The organism is Kaistella sp. PBT33-4, assembly GCF_029194425.1.
Classification (GTDB): Bacteria; Bacteroidota; Bacteroidia; order Flavobacteriales; family Weeksellaceae; genus Marnyiella.
Genome location: NZ_JARFYL010000002.1, coordinates 480,819 through 504,129, shown reverse-complemented (window position 1 = coordinate 504,129; position 23,311 = coordinate 480,819). Strand labels below are relative to the sequence as shown.

Genomic DNA, 23,311 nt, shown 5'->3' with positions numbered 1-23,311 from the left:
AATCCGTTTGATTTTGATTTGCCCGGCCTGTTATGACTGAACGATCTTGTAGAGCTTATCACTTGGTCTTACCCTGAAATCGGTCTTAAAAGTAATTACGTCGGATTTGGTAGCTTTGTCCGCTTCGGGTCTGGTATCCACCTGCATGGCCTCCAGTACCATTTCCTGTGAGCCCGTAGTTGGGCCCTGTATAAGAACCGTATCACCTACGTTCACATCATAAGCTTCAATAAGGAATTCCGCGATGCTGGATTTTGGATAGAAATGTCTGCCTTTTCCAACGTATACTTTTTTCTGAGTCGCGCTCGATCCTGAATTGGAGGACCATTCACCCAATTCCTGTCCCAGGTAATATCCGCTCCAGAAACCCCTGTTATAAACAGTTTCAAGCCGCTTCATCCAGTTCTCCACTTTTTCCTGAGTAAAAGTGCCGTCGGCTACTGCATCAATCGCCTCGCGGTAACATTTCGTCACGGTGGCTACATATTCGGGAGCACGGCCCCGGCCTTCAATCTTAAGCACCTGCACACCGGCATCCACGATATCATTAAGGAATCCAATGGTGCAAAGGTCCTTAGGCGACATCATATACTCATTATCAAGCTCAATCTCAAAGCCCGTTTCCTGATCGGTTACTGTATACTTTTTACGGCAGTTCTGTTTACAGGCTCCACGGTTGGCCGAGGAGTTAGCTGAATGCAGGCTTAAGTAACATTTTCCGGAAACGGCCATACAAAGTGCGCCGTGACCAAAAATTTCAACTTCGACCAGATTGCCGGAAGGTCCGCGAACATCATCCTTCACGATTTGGTCACAGATTTTCTTGATCTGTGTGATGCTTAACTCACGGCTCATCACCATGGTATCTGCAAAGAGTGCATAGAATTTCACCGTCTCAATATTTGTAATATTGATCTGGGTAGAAATATGAACTTCCAGACCGATCTGGCGGGCATAAGAAATAACCGCCTGGTCCATTGCAATAACTGCTGTAAGGCCTGCCGACTTGGCTGTATCCAGAAGCGTCTTTATAATAGAAAGATCGTGGTCGTATATAATGGTATTAAGTGTAAGGTAGGTACGCACGCCTTTTTCCCCACATCTGCGGGCAATTTCCGGCAAATCTTCCAGGGTGAAATTCATGGAAGCCCGGGCACGCATATTAAGTTGTTCCACACCAAAGTAAACAGAATCTGCCCCGTTATCAAGAGCTGCCTGAAGGGCAGTGAAGTCGCCGGCCGGCGCCATAAGTTCTATTTTACCGCTTTTTGTCATTTTTGTAATAAATTTTTGCAAAGATAAGCTATTTAAAAATGGCTCTAGAGGTCAAAATGACAGAACTTTAAACAGCCCTTCTGACCCAATCTTCAATAAAAGCAGGCAAATCCCTTAAAAATATATAAATAGGGGCGTTTAGTAGTTAAATTTTAGTTAAAGATGAAACATCTTAATATGACAAGATACCTATATAGCATCATATTTGTTTAAATTAGAAAGACAATAGAGAGATATTATGAAGAATATTTTTAAAAAATTATTACCGTATGCCGTCGTAGGTGTAGTTTCCGGCGCTACAACTTTCGGAGCTATCAATTACATAAACAATGATGCTTCCATTGCAGATACAGGATATTTTTCCACGGCCAAAAATGATGTTTCCTTTGCCGGCTTTAACCAGGCAGCTTTGGGTGAAGATTTTGTGAAAGCTGCCAAAACGACCGTACCGGCAGTTGTAACGATTAAAAACTACTCTAACAGGTCTGCGGGCCGAAGCAGTGAGCAGGATATTTTTGAGTGGTTTTTCGGCCAGCCCAACAGAAGTCAGCGAAACCAGCAAAGACCGGATAATATTCCCTCAGGAATGGGTTCAGGCGTAATTATTTCGCCGGATGGCTATATTATCTCCAATAACCACGTTGTAGCAGGTGCCAATAAGCTTGAGGTAGTTTTAAGCAATAAGAAAAGTTATATCGCCACATTGGTAGGAACTGATCCCAACACTGATATCTCCTTACTCAAAGTTGAAGAAAAGGGATTACCCTACCTCAATTTTGCGAATTCAGACAATGTAGAGGTGGGTCAGTGGGTACTGGCAGTAGGTAACCCTCTTGGGCTGAACTCTACAGTTACTGCAGGTATTATTTCGGCCAAGGGACGCGGAATCGGAATTCTGGGCAGCCAGGGCAAAGCCAGCAATCCAATTGAAAGTTTCATCCAGACGGATGCCGCAATTAATCCAGGAAATTCTGGTGGTGCCCTTGTAAATCCAAATGGTGATCTGATCGGTATCAATTCTGCCATTTCATCAACCAATGGTTATTATCAGGGTTATGGTTTTGCTGTGCCTTCTAACCTGGCCAGGAAGATTGTGGAAGACATTAAGAAGTACGGCCTTGTTCAAAGGGGGTTCCTGGGTGTAAATTCGCTGGACCTATCCAATGACCAGCAGGTTGCACAGTACAACCAGCAGTTTAAGACCAACCTGAAGGTAGGCAACGGAATTTATGTTACAGAAGTGACTGAGAAGAGCGGTGCGGAGGATGCCGGCTTGAGAAAAGCAGACATAATTACTAAAGTAGACAATACATTGATTTCCGATTTCGCAGACCTTACACTGGCTGTAGGAAGTAAAAGACCGGGTGATGCAGTAAATGTAACCTACCTGAGGAACGGACGCGAAATGGTTTCACGTGTAGTACTTAAGGATCAGAAGGGAAATACATCCGTAAGGACTAAGGCTGACCTTACTGTAAGCGAAAAAATAGGCGCCGATTTCTCACCGCTCAGCGATAGGTTCAAGACGGATTACGGACTGAACAGCGGTGTAGTGACCAAGAACGTGCAGGAAGGTGGCGAGATGGCTAAAATTGGAATTGTAGATAACTATATTGTAATTGAGGTGAACGGTAAACCGGTAAACTCTCAAAAAGATGTAGAAAACCTGCTTAAAAACCACAGAGGGAATGTACAGATCAAATTTGTAGACGAGTACGGCCGTATCTATACCAAAGGATTTGTTATGCCTAACTAATTATTATAATTGTAAATGAAAGTGCCCCGGGAATCCCGGGGCACTTCTGTTCATATCAGTCACAATTTACTCCTGCGGTTCTGTCCCGCGCAGGCGCCGTTTCCTGCGTTCATAGATTACCTCCACAATCTTGCCACCAATCCAGGAAAACGGAAAGAAGGTAAGGAAGATACAGATTTTGTAAAATGTGGGATGGTAGGGAAAAATAATAATATCCAGCATTGCCAGGAAAAGTAACGCAAAGCCGATGAGAATTGCGTAGGCCACCTTACCATATTTTACAATAATAGCTGTTGCAACACCACCTACAACCGAACCAATACCCGTAAAGAGAAGCAGGAAACCAAAGAAGCGGTAATCGCCTTCCACTGACTTAAGGAATGTTTCCCAATGTTCAAATGGGGCAAAATCTTCAAAAGTTATCCAGGCCGGATTGGTTCGTATACCCAGAGTGATCACCAACAATGCTATGGTCAGACCTACAAGAACCGCAAAAGTATTTCGCAGAAAATTCATTAATCCTGATGGGCGATCATTGAGATCTCAATATCCACATTTTTAGGAAGACAGGACACCTGTACAGTTTCACGTGCCGGATAGCTGTCCGCATCCAGGTAAGACGCGTAAATATCGTTCATCACCGCAAAATCATCCATGCTTTTCAGGAAAATAGAAGCTTTTACTACATTCTTAAATGTCATACCGGCTTCTTCCAGGATCGCTTTCAGGTTTTTCATCACCTGGTGGGTCTCCTTTTCAATACCCTCCACCAAATTACCGGTTGCAGGATCCACCGGAATCTGACCTGAGATATAGAGCACGCCGCCGGCCATATTAGCCTGTGCATAAGGACCGATTGCAGCAGGAGCGTTTGTAGTGGTGATTACTTTTTTCATAGATTTTTTATTTTTTGCAAATATAAAACTTAAATCGGGAACAGTCAACCAATGAAGTTAGCGATAAAGCTGCAATTTAGCAGCCTGCTGCAGCAAGAAATCTTAGAATGGGGCGTTAGGTTGCGTGAAACTTCTGTCCTTATATTTTAGCGCATCCTGCAGGATATTTGCCTTTATACCGATAAAGAAGTCGTAAACCTTATACTGTCCAAAAGGAACCCAGTTGAAATTTATTGTAAAACTGCGCTGATCTCTCGAGAAACCCACTCGTGTATAAGCCAGTTCCTGTGTCATAAAATCATAGTGGGTGCTGCCATTGATATTCCAGTAGGGAGTAAGCTGTATGCTGCCGTCCAGCCCCACAGAGGCCACAGTATTTCCGAAAAGCGTTCCTCCTCTGTTATAGCCGTAATTCGCATTTATATTAAGTGTCCAGGGCTGATGAAAGCGTGCATAATTGTCATCATCAAAATAATAATTCTCATTTCTGATCTCGCCTTTGGTGCTGTACTTCTTGTCCAGTTCCTCCTTTTCGCCGAAAATAAGGTCACTTAATGGATAAGACAGCTGAAGGTTGAAACCCTGTATATTAAATTTACCAAAATTCTCCGTACGCACTACCCTGTTTTCTTCGGGCACAAATACATTCTCATAGGGATCGATGATCAAGCTACTGTTGAGACTGAGTTTACTGTCCAGAAAAGAAGACTGACCGTTTACAGTAAACACAGACCATTTATTGTTTTTGGCTGCCAAATTATAACCACCTGCGATATTGAGTGCTTCAAAAATTTTGATCTTCTTGACTCCGGTGGAATCCTTTTTACTGCGCACCTTCATTTCAATATTGTTACCGATACTGAAATTCACTGCCCCTTCCATACCACTGGTAGGTGAACCCACTATGCCCTGATCAAATATTGAATACGGAATATTGGAGCCGGCAGCATCATAATAGCTGCTGAAGTATCCGAATCCGGGAGTCCCAAAATCGGGTCGGTAGCTGAATCCTATACTGGGCATTACCATATGCCTGATTCCCTGGATGGCCGAGCCGGCCTTGAAGATTTTGGTGCCGTAAAGAGTGGTCTGAATACTTGCACTGGTGCTGAAAACCGAATACCCGCCGATTTTACTACTGAAATTATTTTCCACCTCGTTGGTGATCGGATTGTAGGTTCTGCGAAGCGTTTTCGTGGTAAGCGCATTGTCGATATTAGCGCCTACGGAAAATGTAAAATATTTAGCGATATTGGTATTCGTTCCCAGGGTGATATTATTCCGCAGGCCTGTCTGCATTTTGTCCCACATGGCTTCTGTGAACATTTCGCCCTCGCCGGTGTTGGCATAGTTGGTAAAGTTAAGGCCGGTATTCACAGTAATGTTTTCCAGGAGTCCTTCCCGGATGCCGGTACGGGGTTTAAACAGATAAAACTGGTTCACCGCCACATTAATCTGGGGCAATCTTAAATCAGCAAGTCCCGATGAAAAATTCTGGGAGTACGAGGCGGTTCCTGTAATGGTCACAGGCAATGTGAGAAAGCGCTTTGTTACACTCACGGTAGAATTCTGCTGTGTATTCAGCACATTCTGGTTAAATATATAATTGTTGTTGATCGTATTGTTGTAGAATTTTGAACTTACAAGATCTACCGACGCACTGAAATTCAACAGAGGATTAGCCTTTGTATCCTGCGAGTGCCGCCAGGAGATCCGGTAGGTGTTCACCTTGCTGTAATCGTCCAGGCCTTTAATACCCCGCACGGTAGATCCGATATCTGCTGCAAAGTTACCGTTGTAACGGTACATCTTTACATAGTTCGTTTCCGGCCTGATGTTCCAGCTGCCTTTGGTGTAAAAATCAACCATGATCTTTGCATCAAAATGTTCACCGATTGGCTGATAGTATCCAAAACTGTTCAGGAAAAACCCTACATCCTGCCTTTCACCAAAACTCGGAATCAGTATACCGGCAGATCTTTTGTCGGAAAAAGGAAGGATCGCAAACGGCAGGATCAGAGGTGTAGGTACCTGTTCAATATACATCTGTACAGGTCCTGTAACCACCTGGGAATTCTGCTTGCCTTTAATCAGTTTGATATTGGGAGCCAGCAGGTGATAGTCGGCAACGGTATCTTTTTTCTTCAGGAAATACTCGTCTGTAGTAAATAATCCCCGGCGCATGAAAAAGACCGAATCATTGTATTTCTTGGTTTTCTGAGCTACAATTACGCCTTCACTCTCCTCGGTGCGGGCGTTATAGGCCATGGCCTGCCTGGTTTTGTAATTGTACTGAAAATCATTGTATTCATAAGATTTACCGGCCTGGGTGGCCACAGCTGGTTTAATGATTCTGCCGGCGCTGTCTACCTCGCCACGTGCATAGATCTCATTTTTCCGCCAGTCTATGCGTATATAATCCGCATCAATCTGCATATCCTGATACTTCACCTGTGCATTTTTGTTCAGATAAGTCATTTTATGCTGAAAGTCATTCCGTTCGCTGTCCGCTTTAGTCCTCACGATATCAGCTAGTTGCTCTCCCGGCACACGTACAGTATCAGTACGGCGTACGGAGTCACTAACCACCTTATTTTCAGCAGTGTTCTGAGCATGCAGTGGTGCTAAAAAACTGTTAAAAATTAGGATAATTAAAATATGTAATATATTTTTGGAGGCGCTTTTGATACCGGTACTGTTTAATATTTGCGAGCAAAATTATAATAAATTTTAAGAATTGATGATGATAACAAACTTTTGTTTTAAAAAATATTTCTTACTTCTTTTCTTAATAATTTTTACTGCAGGTACCGCCCAAAAGAAGTTTACGATCGTTTTGGATGCAGGACACGGTGACCATGATGTGGGCGCAACAAGATCGTATGAATTCGGTACGCCACGCGAAAAGGACATCACTTTAGGCATCGTACTTAAATTAGGCCGGATGCTGGAGGAAAATAAGGCCTTCAGAGTTATTTACACACGTAAAACTGATGTTTATCCCTCCCTAACCGAGCGTACTAACCTTGCCAACCGGAGTAAAGCCGACCTTTTTGTATCCGTACACGTAAACTCATCTCCGGCGAAAAGTGCTACCGCGCGCGGTACGGAAACTTTCGTGCAGGGCCCCAATCAAAACCGCGAAAACCTGGAGGTAGCGAAAAAGGAAAACGATGTAATCTATCTGGACGCCAAAGACCGCGAAGTTTTCGCCTCCTACGACCCTACTTCACCCGAATCACTTATCGCACTGAAAATTCAGCAAAGTAAATACCTGGAACGCAGCCTGTTTATCGGCAGTTTTATTGAGGAGAATTTCGAAAAAGGAGGACGGTTTTCCAGAGGTGTGAAACAGGCTAACCTGCACATCCTAAGGATGAGCGCCATGCCGTCAGTGCTTATTGAAACGGGCTTTGTAAACAATTATGACGACGCCTATTTTCTTTACAGCGAAGAGGGACAGAAAAAGACAGCCACTCAGATATATGATGCCATCATCCGATATGCACGCAAAGTAAATGCATCTGAGCCCGCCGCAGCTCCCAAAAAAGAGGAAAAAAAGGAGATACCACTTAAAAATGACTTCCGGATCCTGCTGATGAGCAGCCCAATTAAATACAATTACGGTGACCCTGCGTTCAAAGGACTCAATTACATATTGGCTCTTAAGGAGAACGGTCTGTACAAATACTATTACAGTGTATCCAACCTGGCCAGTGTACGGGATGCCAACCTGAAAACAGCCCGTGATGCAGGTTTCCGAACGGCTTCACCGGTCGGATTCGTACCCGAACAGGCGCTGCGCTCCGGTTACTACACTCTTGAAGTATTTGTAGGCAAGGACAAACTTCCCTCTGATTCCTATATTGTGAAAAACCTTAAGGACGTAAAGCGCGAGAAGCTGAACGGTATGTTCTATTATACTTACGGTAATGTAAAAACGCTGGAAGATGCCATCGCACTTCAGAAATCACTGGAGGAAAAAGGAATTAAAAACTCCGTTATCCAGAAAGTAGCAAAATAGAGTTGAAATAATTTTTGGAGATCAACATTAAAGCCTATTTTTGCAGTCCGAAATTCACCGGCCTATTCGTCTAGTGGTTAGGACTCAAGATTTTCATTCTTGCAACAGGGGTTCGATTCCCCTATAGGCTACAAAAGCAATTTTTTTAATTTTTTTTAAAATAAATTTGCAGGATAAAAAATAAACTATATCTTTGCACCCACAATTGAGAGACAAATAATGGCAAATCATAAATCAGCTTTAAAGAGAATCAGACAGAACGTAGCGAAAAGACTGCGTAACAAGTACTATCACAAAACTGCAAGAACAGCTGTGAAGGCACTAAGAAATGAAGAGGATAAAACTGCAGCGTCTGAGCAACTTCCAAAAGTGATTGCTTTAGTGGATAAATTGGCTAAAAGAAACATCATCCACAAAAATAAAGCCTCTAATCTTAAGAGTAAACTTACAAAGCACGTTAACAAGTTAGCGTAATTATAAACAGGATGGCCCGTTCGTCTATCGGTTAGGACCTCAGATTTTCATTCTGGTAAGAGGGGTTCGATTCCCCTACGGGCTACCAAGTAACTTCCGAAATTTTTTCGGAAGTTTTTTTATGTCTAAATTTGAGATAAATCTACCCTATATGAATATACTGATTGTAAACGGTCCTAACCTGAATTTGCTGGGCACAAGGGAACCGGAGATTTATGGCCACACGACTATGGAGGAAGTACTAAAATCGCTCAAGGCTGAGTTCAGTACACATCATATTGATTTCTACCAATCCAATGTGGAAGGCGATCTGATCAACCGTTTACAGGAGGCCAACTATGATGCGCTTATAATCAATCCCGGCGCTTATACACACTATTCCTACGCGCTGGCAGACTGCCTGAAAAACATCTCAGCGGCAAAGGTGGAGGTTCATATATCCAACATTTACAAACGCGAGGAATTCCGCCAAAAATCCGTAACCGCAGCGCATACAGACGGTGTGATCACTGGCTTCGGAATAAAAGGCTACAGGCTGGCTATTTTAAGCCTAAATAATTAACCACAAAAAATCCCCGAAAATAAATTCGGGGATTTTTCAATTCGAAACCTGACTTTTTAAAGTTGAGGTCCTGAAGGTATTAATTTCTTCGCTTCATCGGAGTCACAATACTGCTCAAAATTCTTGATATATCTGGCAGCAAGGTCTTTGGCCTTAGTTTCCCATTCTGAAGAATTTTCATAAGTATCACGCGGATCAAGGATTCCTTCAGATACATTAGGCAATGCTGTCGGAACCTCCAGGTTCATAATTGGAATAGTCACCTTTTCGGCACGGTCTATTGAGCCGTCGATAATTGCATCAATGATTGCACGTGTATCTTTCAGGGAAATTCTATTTCCGGTACCGTTCCAGCCGGTATTTACAAGATATGCTTTTGCTCCGTGCTCCTTCATCTTACCGATAAGGGTCTTGGAGTACATTGTAGGGTGCAGTGTAAGGAAAGCCTCACCAAATGCAGGTGAAAAAGAAGGTTCAGGAGCTGTAATTCCTCTCTCGGTACCTGCAAGTTTTGAGGTGTAACCGCAAAGGAAGTGATACTGAGCCTGGTCTTCAGTAAGTACAGAAACCGGTGGCAATACACCAAACGCGTCAGCAGAAAGATAAACGATCTTACTTGCATGACCGGCCTTGGAAGGAAGGACAATTTTGTTAATATGATATATCGGGTAGGAAACACGTGTGTTCTCGGTAATGGATCCGTCTGTGTAATCAATCTTACCGTTTTCGTCTACAACAACATTTTCCAGAAGTGCATCTCTCTTGATGGCTCTGAAAATATCGGGTTCTTTTTCTTCAGAAAGATCAATTACCTTGGCATAGCAACCGCCTTCATAGTTAAAGACACCGTTATTGTCCCAACCGTGCTCATCGTCACCAATCAGGTATCTTTTTGGATCTGCAGAAAGTGTAGTTTTTCCGGTACCTGAAAGTCCGAAGAAAAGGGCCACATCGCCTTCTTCGCCAACATTTGCAGAACAGTGCATTGAAGCCATTCCTTTAAGCGGCAGGTAATAATTCATCATAGCGAACATTCCTTTCTTCATTTCGCCGCCATACCAGGTACCGCCAATGATCTGCATTTTTTCTGTAAGATTGAACATCACGAAATTCTCGGAATTCAATCCCTGCTCCTGCCAGTTAGGATTAGTAGTTTTGGAACCGTTGATCACCATAAAATCCGGTGCACCAAAGTTTTCAAGCTCATGGTTGGAAGGGCGGATGAACATATTGGTTACAAAATGTGCCTGCCAGGCCACTTCCATAATGAATCTCACTTTGAGACGAGTATCGGGGTTGGTGCCACAAAACGCATCAACAACATAAATCTTCTCGGATTTGGACAGCTGGTCCATAACCAGAGATTTGCAGCTTGCGAATATTTCCGGGGATGTAGGCAGGTTTACTTTGCCATCCCAATAAATAGTGTCACGCGTTTCGTCGTCCAGGACAATATAACGGTCCTTCGGAGAACGGCCTGTGAAGATTCCGGTCTTTACGGACATTGCGCCCGACTCAGTCAGGATGCCTTTCTCAAATCCTTCGTTCTTTGCTGAGTTCTCAGCCTGGAAAAGTTCTTCATAAGACGGATTGTACACCACTTCCTGATAACCTGTTATACCCAGATCATTCAGCTGCTGAATAATTTTGATGTGTTTCATGCTAGAAATAGATTTTTTTCGAATTGAATGGGCCAAATTTAAGCAAATTTACTAAGCTATACATGTTAAAACACAATGATATTGGTCACCAATATTTTGCACAGAATCATTTACGGTCTGGCTGAAATCAATTCATCCCAATCAAAAACCCACGTGTACCCACGCGATGCAAACCAGGAGCGGTGCTCATCAACCCTGGAGACCATCACAAAATCGCCGCCCCACGCCCCCAGGCTTTTGATGGTTCCGGGGTAACCGGTGAACAATTGATCTTTAACCTTCGGTATTCCCAGGAATTCTGAAACCAAATTTTCATGAAGTTCCAATAATTCCAGGAAATCATGCAACGCAGTACATTCATAAATTTCCTGAGTCAACGTGGAAAACCGGTTAATCAGTTGCGCAGACTTTTCCTTACTCCGGTAAAGCTGAATTCCCGCTCGGCTGTCCTGTTTGCGGTTAATGTGCACAAAAATTAAGTCATCTTTAAATGGCGGCGAATAGTTTACCACTTCCACCATCAGTTCCGGAGAGTTCTGGAACAGTACTGCGTTCTTCTCCCGCGCAACTGCAATATCATAGCCACTGCCATGCAAGAGTATCTCATTTAGAGCATAGGCATCACAGGCAGACCACTCAGCTATATTATTTATTAACGTAGAACTACTGCCTAAACCATAATCTGCCGGAAACTCCAGGTTGGTTTTGAGGTAATAGGTGTCAGAACCTTGAAATTTTGTAGGTGAATATTGCTGGATATACTGCAACAGACGAAGCACAAATTCTGCCGGTTGCGGTAAATTGGTACCCAGAATGGTCCAGGTTTTATAATCCAGCTTCACCTGCAGCCAAGGGTGGCCCTGATGTAATGCCTCCCAAAAGACTTCGCTTCGGCCGTCTTCCTTTTCTTCAAAAAAAAACTCCTGACCCGGCGTTGTAGGAACAGCCAGAGCAAGAGCACCGTCCAGGACAAAGTATTCTGAAGTCAGCAATAATTTTCCCGGCGAAAATATTCTGCCCATCATAAGCAGATTATGAAAATACGACTTCGGAGTTTATCTTTTTAATAAGACCCTGTAAAGTTTTACCCGGCCCGACTTCAACGAACTTCGTAGCCCCATCCTTAATCATATTCTGAACACTTTGGGTCCATTTCACAGGTCCAGTGAGTTGGGCAATCAGGTTATTCTTGATTTCTTCAGGATCAGATACGGCAGTAGTCGTTATGTTCTGATATACGGGAATTGTAGAATTTCTGAATTTTGTATTTGAAATAGCCATCGCCAGACGATCCTGAGCAGACTGCATCAGAGGTGAATGGAAGGCTCCGTTCACGGGAAGCAAAAGCGCCCGTTTCGCACCGGCTTCTTTCATCCGTACACAGGCCTCTTCAACCGCTTCAGTTTCGCCGGAGATTACCAGCTGACCCGGACAGTTATAATTGGCAGGAACGACCACTCCATTTACTGAAGCGCAGATTTCCTCCACTTTACTGTCTTCCAGCCCCAGGATAGCAGCCATTGAACTTGGATGAGCATCACAGGCTTCCTGCATGGCCCTGGCACGCTCATGCACCAGTTTCAAACCATCCTGAAAAGAGAGCACTCCGTTTGCCACCAGCGCGGAAAATTCGCCCAGTGAATGCCCTGCAACCATTTCGGTGCCCAATGCATCAGTAGCTTTCAGTGCAGCCAAAGAATGGATAAAAATGGCAGGTTGGGTTATTTCTGTCTTTTTAAGATCTTCCTCAGCACCGCTGAACATCAGCGACAATATATCAAATCCAAGGACATCATTGGCAGATTCCATCAGGTCTTTGATGTCTTTGCGGGAATCGTATAGTTCTTTTCCCATTCCAACAAACTGTGAACCTTGCCCAGGAAATACAAGTGCTTTCATCTACTTTAATTAGTAATTAATGCGGCAAATTTACGTAAAATAAACGGCATTGAAATGTATTTTCAATGCCGCACTTCTTTAAGAAATAAGTTTTCAGGGTACCAAACGGACTACACGGTAACCTGTATTAACGTAAGCACCGTTTCTCTGTATACGTTCAAATTCAAATTTGGTTGCCAACTGAGTCTGGGTCTTACCCATCTGACTGAAGATCTCACCGCGGCTGTTTTCGCGGCTTAACATATCATTCATCACATCAAAACCGATAATTGCGTACTTACCGGGGGTTTTGCAATATTTTCTGTTGAATTCAGACAGAATCTCCTTTTCAAAAGAACCTTCTGTATTAATGGTTCTGTCCATTACGTACACTAAACTTGCCTTACCAAGCTCGTCGGCCTTCTTTTCAAATGCAGGTACGTAAAACATACTGAATGCTTTCATTCCCTGCACCTCACCGGACATTGCGATCATCTTTTCGGCAAACGCCTGCCCTGTACTGTCATTATTGCTGGCCAGAACCGCGATCACGGGCACTGATTGTCCTGTCATCATATTCGTATCTGCCGTAATCTCTGACGGTGAGTTCACCAGCTGTATATTTGGATTCTTAAGTGCCTTTATAAGTCCGGTTCGGATATAATTTGCGTGGGTACGGTCACCATCTGCAACTATAAAAATTCTCTGGTCAGTGTGGGCAGTTTTTACTTCCTGGATGATGCGGTCCGCATAAGTCTGCTCGTTAGTTTCAACAATAATAAGATTACTGAATCCATAAAGGTCATCTGAATTGGCAAAAGGTGCAACAATCGGGATTTTGCTGTCCTTCACATAGTCCAGCACTTCAAGTATACTGGATTTGAAAAGTGGACCTACGATCAGATCGGTATTATCTCTGTTAATTTGAGTTAGTGAGTTCTTAAAGGTGGCCTCACTTCCCGCATCTACAATTTTGACATTCAGTTTCTGCCCGCGGCGTGCATTTCTTTCTATAGCGAGCTTGGCTCCCGAAAGGAAATCCAGGGACATAGTTCTATACTTGCTGTCGCCGGACTCATAACCGAAAGGAAGCATGACCACAACATTAAGTTCATCGCCGGACTTTTTAACATACGCTTTATCAGCCGGCTTCACCTTCAAAACCATTCCGCTTCTAAGGCCCTTCGCAAGATCCGGGTTCAGCCTTATCAGATCATCCAGACTTACCGAAAATTTATTAACGATGCCAAAAGTTGTATCGCCGGACTGCACAGTATAGGTAACAAAATTGTCAGAAGATATTCCGCTGGAAGTGTAGGTGTTGGCAGATGCAGATACGGGCGCAGATGGTTTTGCTTTTTCAGAAGTAATCGAAGTATTGCTGTCTGCGTAGCGGCTGACGTTAGAAGCAGGCAAAGCAATACGGTCGCCAATCTTAAGGTTGGATTCCAGACCCGGATTCAGCTTTCGGAGTTCAGCTTCACTGATTTTATACTGTCTGAGCAGACCGTACAGTGTTTGTCCGGACTGGACGGTAATGTAACTAACCGCTGAGGAGGCAGATGCTGCCGGACTGTTTTTAACAGTAACTTTATCTCCGATTTTGAGGTTACCACTTTTGGCCGCAGGATTAAGTTTATAAAACTCGTCAAGTGAAATGCCGTATTTGCGGGCAATGTTGTAGGCATTGTCGCCTTTGGCCACAGTATGCATTTTCTTTTGCGCCGAAACACTGCTGAACAGCAGGAAGACGGACATTATGAATATTTTCTTCATCATCTTTATTACAAGAATTCCTTACAAAATTAAGGCTTTAGGATTAATCTACCATCACTACCAAACTGGACGTATGTACATCCATTTCCTCCAAACAAGATTTAAGCCAAGAATTACCTTCAAAAGCGTAATATACACTAAAATTATACACCCGTTCCTGCCACTTCCCACCCGGATGCACCTTTAAAAAAAGATCCTGAAGTGCGGCTACGCGCTCATACTGTTTTACCTTCTCGGCACGAAGCAGTCGCCGGCACATTCTTTTATAGGATTTAAGCTGTCGGGTTTCCTCCGCAGCAACCAGGTTCCCAAAACTCTTTTCGGTTCTGGCAGCCATTTCGCGGATGGATTTGAAAGCCGCGGCCACTTCTTCTTCCTTTTCATTCAGCAATTTCAGGATTGCGTTGTCCTGCAGGATTTTGGAATTAATTACCTCACTATAATCTCCGAAGAAATCATCGATCTCAAGCGAATGCCTGGACAATTTGCTAAGTGTTTTACTGCTGATATTTAAAAAGGAGTTTCGCGGAATCAGAACCGGAAAAGGAATGTTTTTGTCCTGAAAATAGCCTGTCAGTTCCAGCCAGTACATGATCTCGGCATTTCCACCGATATAGGCTATATTTGGAAGAACCGATTCCTGGTACACAGGTCTCATCAACGCATTTGGACTGAATCTTTCGGGGTGACTTTTAAGTTCGCTAATGATCTCATCCTGGGTAAATGTCCGGTCACTGTCGGCCAGCACAAATTCTTCACCTAACTTATCAATCCGATTCCTGCTTTCAGTGAGGTAAAAAAGATTGACCTCCCTCGGATTGACCTGCACTTTACCATACCGCGCGGTCAGAAACTCTACTTTGGATGTTGTGTTTTTCAATATTTCAGAATTAATCAGTTCTTCGCGGAAAGCCGGAATCATGAGCCGTTTTAGACGTGCATCATCGCCGTCAATAATCAGAAGGCCATACTCCGCAAAAAGCCGGTTCACCAGCTTGCGCGTTGCTTCAGCCAATGTAATACCCGGAGTATACGCTTCCTTCATCATCAAAATCAGCTCGGTACCAAATACCGAATCCTTAAATTCCTGTTCGAAACCGTCAATAAATGACACATCGTCCAGAACAATACGGCCCACTGCGCCACCAGAAGTGGCAGACAGGTCATAACGCTGGTTTTCGGTATTGAAAAAACTGATTTCCTCCAAATCATGATCCTCTGTAGCCATCCAGAACACAGGTACGAAATTGTATTCCGAAAACTGTGATTTGAGATAGGTGGCAGTTTTTATGGTTTGAAGAATTTTGTAGATGAAAAATACGGGACCTGTAAACAGGTTCAGCTGATGACCCGTGGTCACAGTAAATGTAGTGCTTTCCCGAAGCAGATCCAAATGCTGACGCTGTACTTCATCCTGCAATCCAGCATTCTGATCCCGCATTACTTCATAGAGCACTTTCCGGTGTGCGGAGGTGAAATCAGCACTTTTCGCTGCAATCTTAGCTTTAATATTGGCAGGTGAAAAGAGGTGATCCTCAGCGTAAGAAATATCCGAGTTTAGAAAATCCTTGATCATATCAGGGATTTCCATAATTTCCACAAAAGGTATTTTCTTATATAATTTCAAATCGGTTTACTAACTTATTAAATACCATACAATTCCGATATTCAGCCGGAAATCATAGAATGGGTAATAGGGTGCTGTAAATATTTTATTATTATCAATCAAGGTATTTAGATGCTGGCCTTCTATAAAAAAGAACATCCGCTTTACCTTAAGATTGAAATAGGCATCAATTACAGGAATTCCGCCAATCTGATATCCTTGAGGTCCAGGAACAGTGAATTCATTGAGAATGGGTGAATACTCCCGCGAGCCGAACTTCGTGAAAAAGTGCCCCTTCACCCCTGTCTGGATTTCGGCAGCATTCTTAAAGGCTTTGCTTTGAAAGAACAGATTGACCCTTCCTACAAAATCAGGAGCAGGGAACAGGTCACTGTTGGTCAGCGTCTTCTGGAAAAGCAGCCTCGAACTAAGTCCGAACTTTCCATACCTGAAGGTCGCATCGCCACCAATCTGCGATATATTCAGTGGAGTATCACTTTGCTGTGGGACCGCAGCCCGGAAATAGGTGTAATTATCAATTCTGAAATAATTAGCGAAGACTTGGGTTTCGAACCATTTAAGATTAACATTCCCCCCAATTTCAAGCACATTCTGGTTTTTCAGATCGCCTGCATAAAAATTATAGGCTTTATAAGGGGAAGTGTTCAGGTGATAATTGAAGCTGGGAGCAGCCGACTGAAAGTTCACTTTAGCATTTACAAAATAGCCTTCAACAGGTTCAAACCTTAACTGATTACGTGACTGCAGGTAATTTCCAAACTGCTCACCACGGGAAACCTCCAGAAAGGAATTAAGCGCGATTCGGTCCCAAAGATCAACCCCTAGATTTCCGACCGCTCCTATTCTGTTTTCGCGGATTTCTGATGGTACACTTAAATCGGCCAAGTTCAATGGCTCTGTAACTCCGAGCGTCATCAGCTGATGCCTGACTCCTGCATCAATCCTGAACCGCTCATTATCCAAAACCAGGCTCACTGTATTGCTTAGGTTATTGGAGAATTTTCCAGTGCTTAAAGAAAATCCCGGCACAAGCCCGGAAGGTGTGTCATAGAAAAAATCCTGTAGCGCATCCTGCGAGAAGCGGTACTTATTACCCTGATGGTAAATGGTATGACGGATCTTGAATGGATACTTTACAGGATCAAATGGTGCAAACTGGTGGCTAAAGTAATACCTGCGCGCCGAAAACTGTGAGGTCACCCCCTGCAGATTAACTTCCACATTTGCCCTGTTGTCGTACGCATCGGCATCGGATCTGAAAAGTTCCTCATTCGCAATTCCACCGTATTCCTGGTTGTTCACATTCTGATGTATAAAATGTGCGAAGGCCTCGTATTTCAAATTGTCCGAGATATAATGGCCGGAGAAGACCGTATTGTTATTCGCAGCCAGGGAGTTACTATAGATTCCCTGCGAACGGAGTCCCATATACTCAAGGGCAAAATTAAAATTGTTGCCGATATTCTGTGTATAGGTTGAATTGAGTGCGGCGCCGTTGCGCATCGCATTATGATAAATAAACGTAGTTGTGGGCGTTTTTACATCATAGTAGCGTATATCTTTAATTCCCAGAAATCCAAAAGATTTGTTTTCGGGAAGTAAGGTCAGATTTTGTTCAGGATTTAACTCATAAACCAAGGGATTAAAGCCTGCTCCGATATTTGCGAACTGAATCCTGCCAAAGTTATCACGGTTGTTCCACTGGGTGAAGACATAAGTTTTCTCGCCGGAAAGAACAGTGTCAATCACCTGTTTTTCTGAAAACTGTGTAAAGGATTTATAATCCTGTATGGTAGGTTTAAAAATCTTCAAAGAATCCCTGGTACCCGAATCAATAACCAGAGTGTCGGCAGGCTTCACCCTATTGCTGTCTGTCTTGTTCACGACCTGTGAAGCGTATAGGTTGGAAAAGAGCAGCGCCAGGAAAAATAGGTATCTCATCAGTAAAATTGTAGAACAAAAGTAAGAAAAAGCCCTGAACAGCAAGAATTGGATATGTAAAAAAGTCAAGATGCTAACGAAAATGGTAATCGCACAGTAATAAATAAAGCTGTACCACACCAAATAAAAAAAGCCGCATTAAATAATGCGGCTTAACTATAACTTTTAGTTCCTTACTGAGGAGTTAGAGTGATATTTGTTGTAAACTGTGTAGAAAACAACGACTGCTGAACTGCAAACTGTATAACACCTGTTGTAGGATCATAAGTACCTGTAGTATTAGAACCGTACGCTGCACTGGTTGTAAAGGTAACATCGCCACAGTTAATTGTTATTACACCAGGATACAAATACTGATTTGCATAAGAAGGTGTGTTGGTTGCCCATGCTACAAAATTTGGGCCCCAAGAAGATGCTATAGTAAACTGATTATCAGTACCTGGTACTGGAACCAATGTCTGCGTATGGGATGGTGCATCTTCGTTGAACGCATATACTGATACGTTATAAGTTAACGGGAAATTTGAAGGTAGAGGACATTTCATTCTCATTGATAATGTAATCTCCTGATTATATACCGCGTTAGCAATCTGTGAAGATTGTAGTCCAAGAACCAATGTCTTAGCAGTATCAGGAGAGAGACCGGCTCCAAAAACACGAACTGTAAAACTTCCATTAACAGCACCTGCCGCAACTTGTGTTGTGTTACCACCTAAAACTTCATAATCAGTTCCTTCCACAGCATCACCACCTTTCTTGACAAGTGTTACTGTTGTGCCAGCTGCTACCGGAGCAATTGTTCCAAATTCAACAACATAGTCAGTAAAACCTACGTCAGTAGCATTAACTTCTGCGGATTCCTTTTGAAAATGAAGTACAGGTTCACCATCATAAAATGGTTCTGTGTGGTTATCCCGGCAGGACTGAATAGCCACAGCGAGGAAAAACAATACTAAAAGATATGATAACTTTTTCATGTGTTTATTATTTATTAATTATACCCAGAATTCTGAACAATAGTAGGATTACCTGCAATCTCAATTTGAGGAATTGGGAATGTCCATCTGTAGTCCGTTATTGGCAATGTAAGTGGAGTATTGGAATTGAAGAAATCATCTTGTGGGTGACGGTCTATGCTCACACCGGCTATAGCACCAAGTCTTCTTAAGTCCACATAGCGGTGTCCTTCAAATGCAAACTCAACTCGTCTTTCCTTTAAAATGTCACGATAACCATCCACTTGCGAACTGTAGACTGGCAGCGTTGCTGGACCAGCAGTATATTTCCGCGCCGTTCTGATCTGCTGAATATATCCTGCCGCCGTCGAAAGTTGGTTTTCGGCTACTGCAGCCTCAGCAAGTATTAGATACATTTCTGTTACGCGAAAAATCTTAATATCATTCTTAAGGGGTGTGTTACCTTTTCCAGGATACTTATCAATAACTTTTACCGTAGCAGTTGAGGTTGGATCAACAAACGCCCATCTTCTAATATCGGAACCAGTATTCATCAGATTATAGAGATTATGCCCCATACCCATCAGAGGAGAACCTTGAAAATTGGTTGTATTAGTAGTCCAAAGACTGGCAATATTTCCGCCAGGTCCAACTGATGGACGACTAAGTGCGAAGATTACCTCACCTTTTTCATAATCCTGCCATATTCTTCTGTAAGGGTTTGAAGAAGGAGTTGTAGTATAGAAATTGGATTGTATGAATGGAGTACCAATTGTCATTGGGCTAGATGCATTTATAACTTCCTGCGCATATTGCTTAGCAAGTGTATAGTTTCCTCTATACAGATACATTCTCGCCCTTACAGCGTTAATCATCTGTGGAGTTACAAACTTATAACTATTTGTTGCAGTAGATGCTTGAATGTTTGCACTTGCAAAATTCAAGTCCTGCTCAATCTGAGCATAGATTTCGCCATTACTTACTCGTGGAAGCTTGTCATAAATTCCTGGTACGGTAGTACTTAGGATAACACCCAATGCATTAGGGTCCTTCATGTCAGGCGTGAAATAAGAAAGTAGTTGCAGGTATGAGAAAGCTCTCATCGCATAACCTTCTGCAAGAATTGAATTGTACTCAGCCTGTTGCGCAGCTGGTGGAGTAATCAGCTTTGAAGCCTCAATAAGTCTGTTTACGCGGTTTATTGTCCGGTAATGTGTAGACCAAGCGCCTGCAACATAACTGTTCCCACTATTCAGACCATAACGGAATTCTTGGAAAAACCATCCGGAATTAGTAGGAGTGATTGCTGTCTCATCGGTAAAGTAGGATGTAAGTGCAATCTCATTTGAAATATCCACTGAAGTATAAACATTTCCAATTAGGAAAGCTTCCAAATCAGATACAGTTCTAAATACAACTTCTTCGGTTACTTCACCTGGCTGTACAATATCCAGTGCATCCCTACAGGACCAGATCGTTACCGAAGCTGCTACAGCATATGCTAATAATTTTATTTTTTTCATTGTAAGAAATCTTTTACTATTTAATTAAAAATCAATATTTGCTCCAAAACTGAATGTTCTCATGTTTGGATAAACAGATAATGAATAAGAGAAGTTAGGTTCAGGATCATATCCTTTCCATTTGGTCCATGTTACAACGTTTTCACCAGAAACAAACACCTTCAAAGCTTTAACGCCTGTTCCGTTAAGTAAATGACTTGGAATATTATATCCTAAAGCTACATTCTTCAATCTTAAGAACGATGCATCTTTTAACCATCTGTCGGAGAAGTCTGCGTCATTATAGTTAGTTGCATCTAGCGCAGGCATAGATCCGTCAGTATTATCAGGTGTCCAGGCATCAAGCAGATCTACAGACTGGTTCCAGTCACCGATAGATTCCGGGGCATATACCCAAGCCATGGAATTATCATATTTCCATGCACCTTGCTGAAAACTGAAATGTGCATCTAAGTAGAAACGCTTATATTCTGCATTCATACCAAAACCACCAGTCCACTTTGGATACATACTTTTACCGGTTGCCCTCAGATCGGCATCGCCCAATGTTTCTGTTACATTATTGTTAGCATCAAGGAATAACATATTTCCATTATCAGGATTAACACCAATATATGGAGCAAAATACCACTCATAAAGTTCGCCACCAACAATGTTACGGATGTTACCTGTATTTGCTTCAGTTACAAGGCTCAGGATCTTGCTTTTGTTATAAGAACCATTACCATATAAAGACAGTTTGCCATCCTGACCTCTTAGCACATCATAACGGATTTGCGCTTCAACACCACGGTTTTGGATTTTACCGTTATTTCCGCTTATCGCAGATGAACCTGTAATGGAGGACAAGTTGATGGTGTTATAAACCTCATTAGTAGTTTTGTCATATGCATCAAACCTCATATCCAAACGATTATTGAAAAGCTTGATATCTAAACCTAAGTTTGCCATCGCAATTTCTTCCCACTGAACTAGAGGATTCATTAACCCGCCAAAACCAGTAGCTCCAGTAATATTATCATAACCTGTACCTGTCAGATAAGTTTCGCGCACAAGGTTTGGCTGAACGAACAATGGGTTAGTTCCCAAGGTTCCTGCGATGATATTTTGGTTACCTGTGATACCATAAGAGGCACGCAATTTAAGAAGGTCAAAGCTGGAGTCTGCCATAAAATCTTCTTTTTCAATATTCCAACGACCCGCTACAGACCAAAATGTTCCCCATTGATTCTCATCAACAAAACGGTAAGTGCCATCTCTTCTGATCAAACCGGAAAATCCATATTTATCAGCATAATCATAATCAAGTGTTAAGAAATAAGCTGTTGTTCCAGCATTAATTTCAGATGCACTTGCTGTTGGTACATACCATACCTCCGGGCTAGCTCCTGAAGTGTTGAAATATATCGGTGCTACATATCCTGTTCCAGCACCAAACACCCAGTTAAGTGAGTTTAGACCGGTGCGTCTTTGGGACGTAGAGTTGTAATGAGCTTTTACATAATCGAAATAAAGTCCAGCGTCAAAAGTATGATCACCGATAGATTTGTTATATAGTAAGCTAACAATGTTATTAAAGTTAAACTCTCTACCTTTAGCAAAATCCTCAATACCAGGATATGGATTCGGATTATTGGCAGTTGCCTGCCCTGAAGCAGTTGCAATAGCCAGGTAGTTCCATGGTGCACGGGCAAAGTTGGTTTCGGACAATTTAAGATCCATACCCGTTCTGTTGGAAAGAGTAAGATCGTCGGTAATTTTGTACGAGAGGTTTCCACTCAGTAATATGCCGGTTTCAGTACGTTCGTTCGGGATGGTTCCTTTTAAGATATCTTCAAGTACATACACGTTATTACCGCCATCAAAGTTAGTCCCAATAGCATCAAATAACTGCTGTCCATTCTGGAACTGACCTGCCTGAAGGTATGGCAAACCACCGTAAGCTCCGTGCAATGGGTTTTGGATACTGTTATTACGGATATTGGTGTTTGTTTCTTCATCTAGCTGATGTCTCCTTGAAAAAGAAAGTGCTGACTGTACACCGTAATTAAACTTCCCATTTTCAGAACGACCGTTCATGTTATTTCTAAAAGAAAAACGCTTAAAGTCGGATGTTGGGACGATACCCTCTACATCCATGTATCCTAAACTGGAATAAAGATTTACGTTTTCGCCACCAACACGCATAGAGATATCATGCCTTTGTGTAACGCCTGGATTAAAGAAAACTTTCCTCCAGTCCGTATTCACCGGATAGTTAGCAATTTCAGCATCAGTCATGCCCACCCCAAGACCTTTTCCGTACAAGCGCGATATTGTTAAAGCCTCCTGCGTGTTCATCAGGTTATATTTGGTTTTAGGCAAAAGGTTTATACCTGTAGACGCATTATAATTAAAGGTCATCGGAGAATTGAACTTACCTTTTTTCGTCGTGATTACGATTACCCCATTTGCAGATCTGTTACCATAGATAGCGGTAGCCGCAGCATCCCTCAATACTGACGCAGACTCGATATCAGCATCGTTCAAGTTTCTAAATTGTGTAGAGTTCGAAACCACACCATCAATTACATAAAGCGGTTCACTACCAGCACTAATGGATCCAATACCACGTAAGATCATGTCAATTTTTCCAGAACCAGGTGAACCGGATGTGGAATTAACTGACAACCCAGGGGCTTCACCCTGAAGTGAGTTCAGAAAGGATGTTGTAGGTCTGTTTTCAAATTTTTCAGACGTAACTGTAGTGGAAGCAGTAACATCCTTAGGTTTAGTGGAGGTTCTACTGTATCCTAATACTACAACCTCCTGAATTTCTTCTACGGCTGTAGTATCAACTTGAGCTGTTACAGAATGGCCTATAAAAAATAGCATACCTGCGCTAATTACTCGTAATTTAACATTCATATTAACAAAATTTTAATATTTTAATTCGGCAAATATGTTAATAATAATTAACATA

At 42.6% G+C, this 23,311-nt stretch carries 17 protein-coding genes and 2 tRNA genes; 6 read left to right on the top strand and 13 right to left on the bottom strand.

Annotation, left to right across the window (positions count from 1 at the left end; translation table 11 throughout):
- Positions 1-30 precede the first annotated feature (30 nt).
- Complete coding sequence (locus P0M11_RS05280) at positions 31-1,275, bottom strand: peptidase U32 family protein (RefSeq protein WP_275624753.1); 1,245 nt, start codon at positions 1,273-1,275, stop codon at positions 31-33.
- 238 nt (positions 1,276-1,513) lie between these two features.
- Between P0M11_RS05280 and P0M11_RS05275 the strand changes: the two genes are divergently transcribed.
- Entirely contained in the window at positions 1,514-3,031 is a 1,518-nt protein-coding gene (locus P0M11_RS05275; RefSeq protein WP_275624752.1) for a trypsin-like peptidase domain-containing protein, read from the top strand.
- 66 nt (positions 3,032-3,097) lie between these two features.
- Here the strand turns inward: P0M11_RS05275 and P0M11_RS05270 are convergent, their stop codons facing one another.
- The 3 genes from P0M11_RS05270 to P0M11_RS05260 form a co-directional block, all read right to left on the bottom strand.
- On the bottom strand, positions 3,098-3,547 hold the full coding sequence (locus P0M11_RS05270; protein WP_275624751.1) for a hypothetical protein: 450 nt from the start codon (positions 3,545-3,547) through the stop codon (positions 3,098-3,100).
- Entirely contained in the window at positions 3,547-3,927 is a 381-nt protein-coding gene (locus tag P0M11_RS05265) for a RidA family protein (protein WP_158063201.1), read from the bottom strand. The genes P0M11_RS05270 and P0M11_RS05265 overlap by 1 nt, the downstream gene beginning before the upstream one ends.
- Positions 3,928-4,029: 102 nt before the next feature.
- Positions 4,030-6,633, bottom strand: a complete 2,604-nt coding sequence (locus tag P0M11_RS05260; RefSeq protein ID WP_275624866.1) for a putative LPS assembly protein LptD — start codon at positions 6,631-6,633, stop codon at positions 4,030-4,032.
- A gap of 34 nt (positions 6,634-6,667) precedes the next feature.
- On the opposite strand from P0M11_RS05260, the gene P0M11_RS05255 reads away from it, so the two are divergent.
- The 5 genes from P0M11_RS05255 to aroQ all read left to right on the top strand — a co-directional run bounded on the left by P0M11_RS05255 (position 6,668) and on the right by aroQ (position 8,987).
- Positions 6,668-7,951, top strand: a complete 1,284-nt coding sequence (locus P0M11_RS05255) for an N-acetylmuramoyl-L-alanine amidase (RefSeq protein WP_275624750.1) — start codon at positions 6,668-6,670, stop codon at positions 7,949-7,951.
- Positions 7,952-8,010: 59 nt separating this feature from the next.
- Positions 8,011-8,082 (top strand) — tRNA-Glu (locus P0M11_RS05250).
- 88 nt (positions 8,083-8,170) lie between these two features.
- The gene (gene rpsT, locus P0M11_RS05245) at positions 8,171-8,425 is read left to right on the top strand and encodes a 30S ribosomal protein S20 (RefSeq protein WP_158063199.1); all 255 of its coding nucleotides are present in this window, start codon (positions 8,171-8,173) and stop codon (positions 8,423-8,425) included.
- A gap of 13 nt (positions 8,426-8,438) precedes the next feature.
- Positions 8,439-8,513: transfer RNA gene (locus tag P0M11_RS05240), tRNA-Glu, on the top strand.
- Positions 8,514-8,576: 63 nt separating this feature from the next.
- A complete protein-coding gene (aroQ, locus tag P0M11_RS05235) occupies positions 8,577-8,987 on the top strand; it encodes a type II 3-dehydroquinate dehydratase (RefSeq protein WP_158063194.1) in 411 nt (136 codons plus the stop codon).
- Between the two features lie 56 nt (positions 8,988-9,043).
- Here the strand turns inward: aroQ and pckA are convergent, their stop codons facing one another.
- The 9 genes from pckA to P0M11_RS05190 all read right to left on the bottom strand — a co-directional run bounded on the left by pckA (position 9,044) and on the right by P0M11_RS05190 (position 23,256).
- Positions 9,044-10,648, bottom strand: coding sequence for a phosphoenolpyruvate carboxykinase (ATP) (gene pckA, locus P0M11_RS05230; protein ID WP_275624749.1), 1,605 nt, complete (start codon positions 10,646-10,648; stop codon positions 9,044-9,046).
- A gap of 110 nt (positions 10,649-10,758) precedes the next feature.
- Positions 10,759-11,673 (bottom strand): GYDIA family GHMP kinase, encoded by a 915-nt coding sequence (locus P0M11_RS05225; RefSeq protein WP_275624748.1) that lies wholly within the window; start codon positions 11,671-11,673, stop codon positions 10,759-10,761.
- A gap of 7 nt (positions 11,674-11,680) precedes the next feature.
- Positions 11,681-12,547: an ACP S-malonyltransferase gene (fabD, locus tag P0M11_RS05220; RefSeq protein ID WP_275624747.1), complete on the bottom strand. Its 867-nt coding sequence runs from the start codon at positions 12,545-12,547 to the stop codon at positions 11,681-11,683.
- A 93-nt stretch (positions 12,548-12,640) separates the two neighbouring features.
- Positions 12,641-14,302 carry a LysM peptidoglycan-binding domain-containing protein gene (locus tag P0M11_RS05215; protein WP_275624865.1) on the bottom strand — a complete coding sequence of 554 codons (1,662 nt, stop codon included), beginning with the start codon at positions 14,300-14,302 and terminating at the stop codon, positions 12,641-12,643.
- A gap of 43 nt (positions 14,303-14,345) precedes the next feature.
- A complete protein-coding gene (gene bshC / locus P0M11_RS05210) occupies positions 14,346-15,893 on the bottom strand; it encodes a bacillithiol biosynthesis cysteine-adding enzyme BshC (protein WP_275624746.1) in 1,548 nt (515 codons plus the stop codon).
- Positions 15,894-15,938: 45 nt separating this feature from the next.
- Positions 15,939-17,870 (bottom strand): putative porin, encoded by a 1,932-nt coding sequence (locus tag P0M11_RS05205; protein ID WP_275624745.1) that lies wholly within the window; start codon positions 17,868-17,870, stop codon positions 15,939-15,941.
- Between the two features lie 173 nt (positions 17,871-18,043).
- The gene (locus tag P0M11_RS05200; protein WP_275624744.1) at positions 18,044-18,847 is read right to left on the bottom strand and encodes a hypothetical protein; all 804 of its coding nucleotides are present in this window, start codon (positions 18,845-18,847) and stop codon (positions 18,044-18,046) included.
- 14 nt (positions 18,848-18,861) lie between these two features.
- Complete coding sequence (locus P0M11_RS05195) at positions 18,862-20,349, bottom strand: RagB/SusD family nutrient uptake outer membrane protein (RefSeq protein WP_275624743.1); 1,488 nt, start codon at positions 20,347-20,349, stop codon at positions 18,862-18,864.
- Positions 20,350-20,373: 24 nt separating this feature from the next.
- Positions 20,374-23,256, bottom strand: a complete 2,883-nt coding sequence (locus P0M11_RS05190; protein WP_275624742.1) for a SusC/RagA family TonB-linked outer membrane protein — start codon at positions 23,254-23,256, stop codon at positions 20,374-20,376.
- Positions 23,257-23,311 lie beyond the last annotated feature (55 nt).

Coding starts and splice junctions, on each gene's coding strand:
- P0M11_RS05280 (WP_275624753.1), bottom strand. CDS start 1,275: ATGACAAAAAGCGGTAAAATAGAACTTATGGCGCCGGCCGGCGACTTC.
- fabD (WP_275624747.1), bottom strand. CDS start 12,547: ATGAAAGCACTTGTATTTCCTGGGCAAGGTTCACAGTTTGTTGGAATG.
- aroQ (WP_158063194.1), top strand. CDS start 8,577: ATGAATATACTGATTGTAAACGGTCCTAACCTGAATTTGCTGGGCACA.
- pckA (WP_275624749.1), bottom strand. CDS start 10,648: ATGAAACACATCAAAATTATTCAGCAGCTGAATGATCTGGGTATAACA.
- P0M11_RS05190 (WP_275624742.1), bottom strand. CDS start 23,256: ATGAATGTTAAATTACGAGTAATTAGCGCAGGTATGCTATTTTTTATA.
- P0M11_RS05265 (WP_158063201.1), bottom strand. CDS start 3,927: ATGAAAAAAGTAATCACCACTACAAACGCTCCTGCTGCAATCGGTCCT.
- rpsT (WP_158063199.1), top strand. CDS start 8,171: ATGGCAAATCATAAATCAGCTTTAAAGAGAATCAGACAGAACGTAGCG.
- P0M11_RS05205 (WP_275624745.1), bottom strand. CDS start 17,870: ATGAGATACCTATTTTTCCTGGCGCTGCTCTTTTCCAACCTATACGCT.
- P0M11_RS05270 (WP_275624751.1), bottom strand. CDS start 3,547: ATGAATTTTCTGCGAAATACTTTTGCGGTTCTTGTAGGTCTGACCATA.
- bshC (WP_275624746.1), bottom strand. CDS start 15,893: ATGGAAATCCCTGATATGATCAAGGATTTTCTAAACTCGGATATTTCT.
- P0M11_RS05200 (WP_275624744.1), bottom strand. CDS start 18,847: ATGAAAAAGTTATCATATCTTTTAGTATTGTTTTTCCTCGCTGTGGCT.
- P0M11_RS05195 (WP_275624743.1), bottom strand. CDS start 20,349: ATGAAAAAAATAAAATTATTAGCATATGCTGTAGCAGCTTCGGTAACG.
- P0M11_RS05225 (WP_275624748.1), bottom strand. CDS start 11,673: ATGATGGGCAGAATATTTTCGCCGGGAAAATTATTGCTGACTTCAGAA.
- P0M11_RS05255 (WP_275624750.1), top strand. CDS start 6,668: ATGATGATAACAAACTTTTGTTTTAAAAAATATTTCTTACTTCTTTTC.
- P0M11_RS05215 (WP_275624865.1), bottom strand. CDS start 14,302: ATGAAGAAAATATTCATAATGTCCGTCTTCCTGCTGTTCAGCAGTGTT.
- P0M11_RS05275 (WP_275624752.1), top strand. CDS start 1,514: ATGAAGAATATTTTTAAAAAATTATTACCGTATGCCGTCGTAGGTGTA.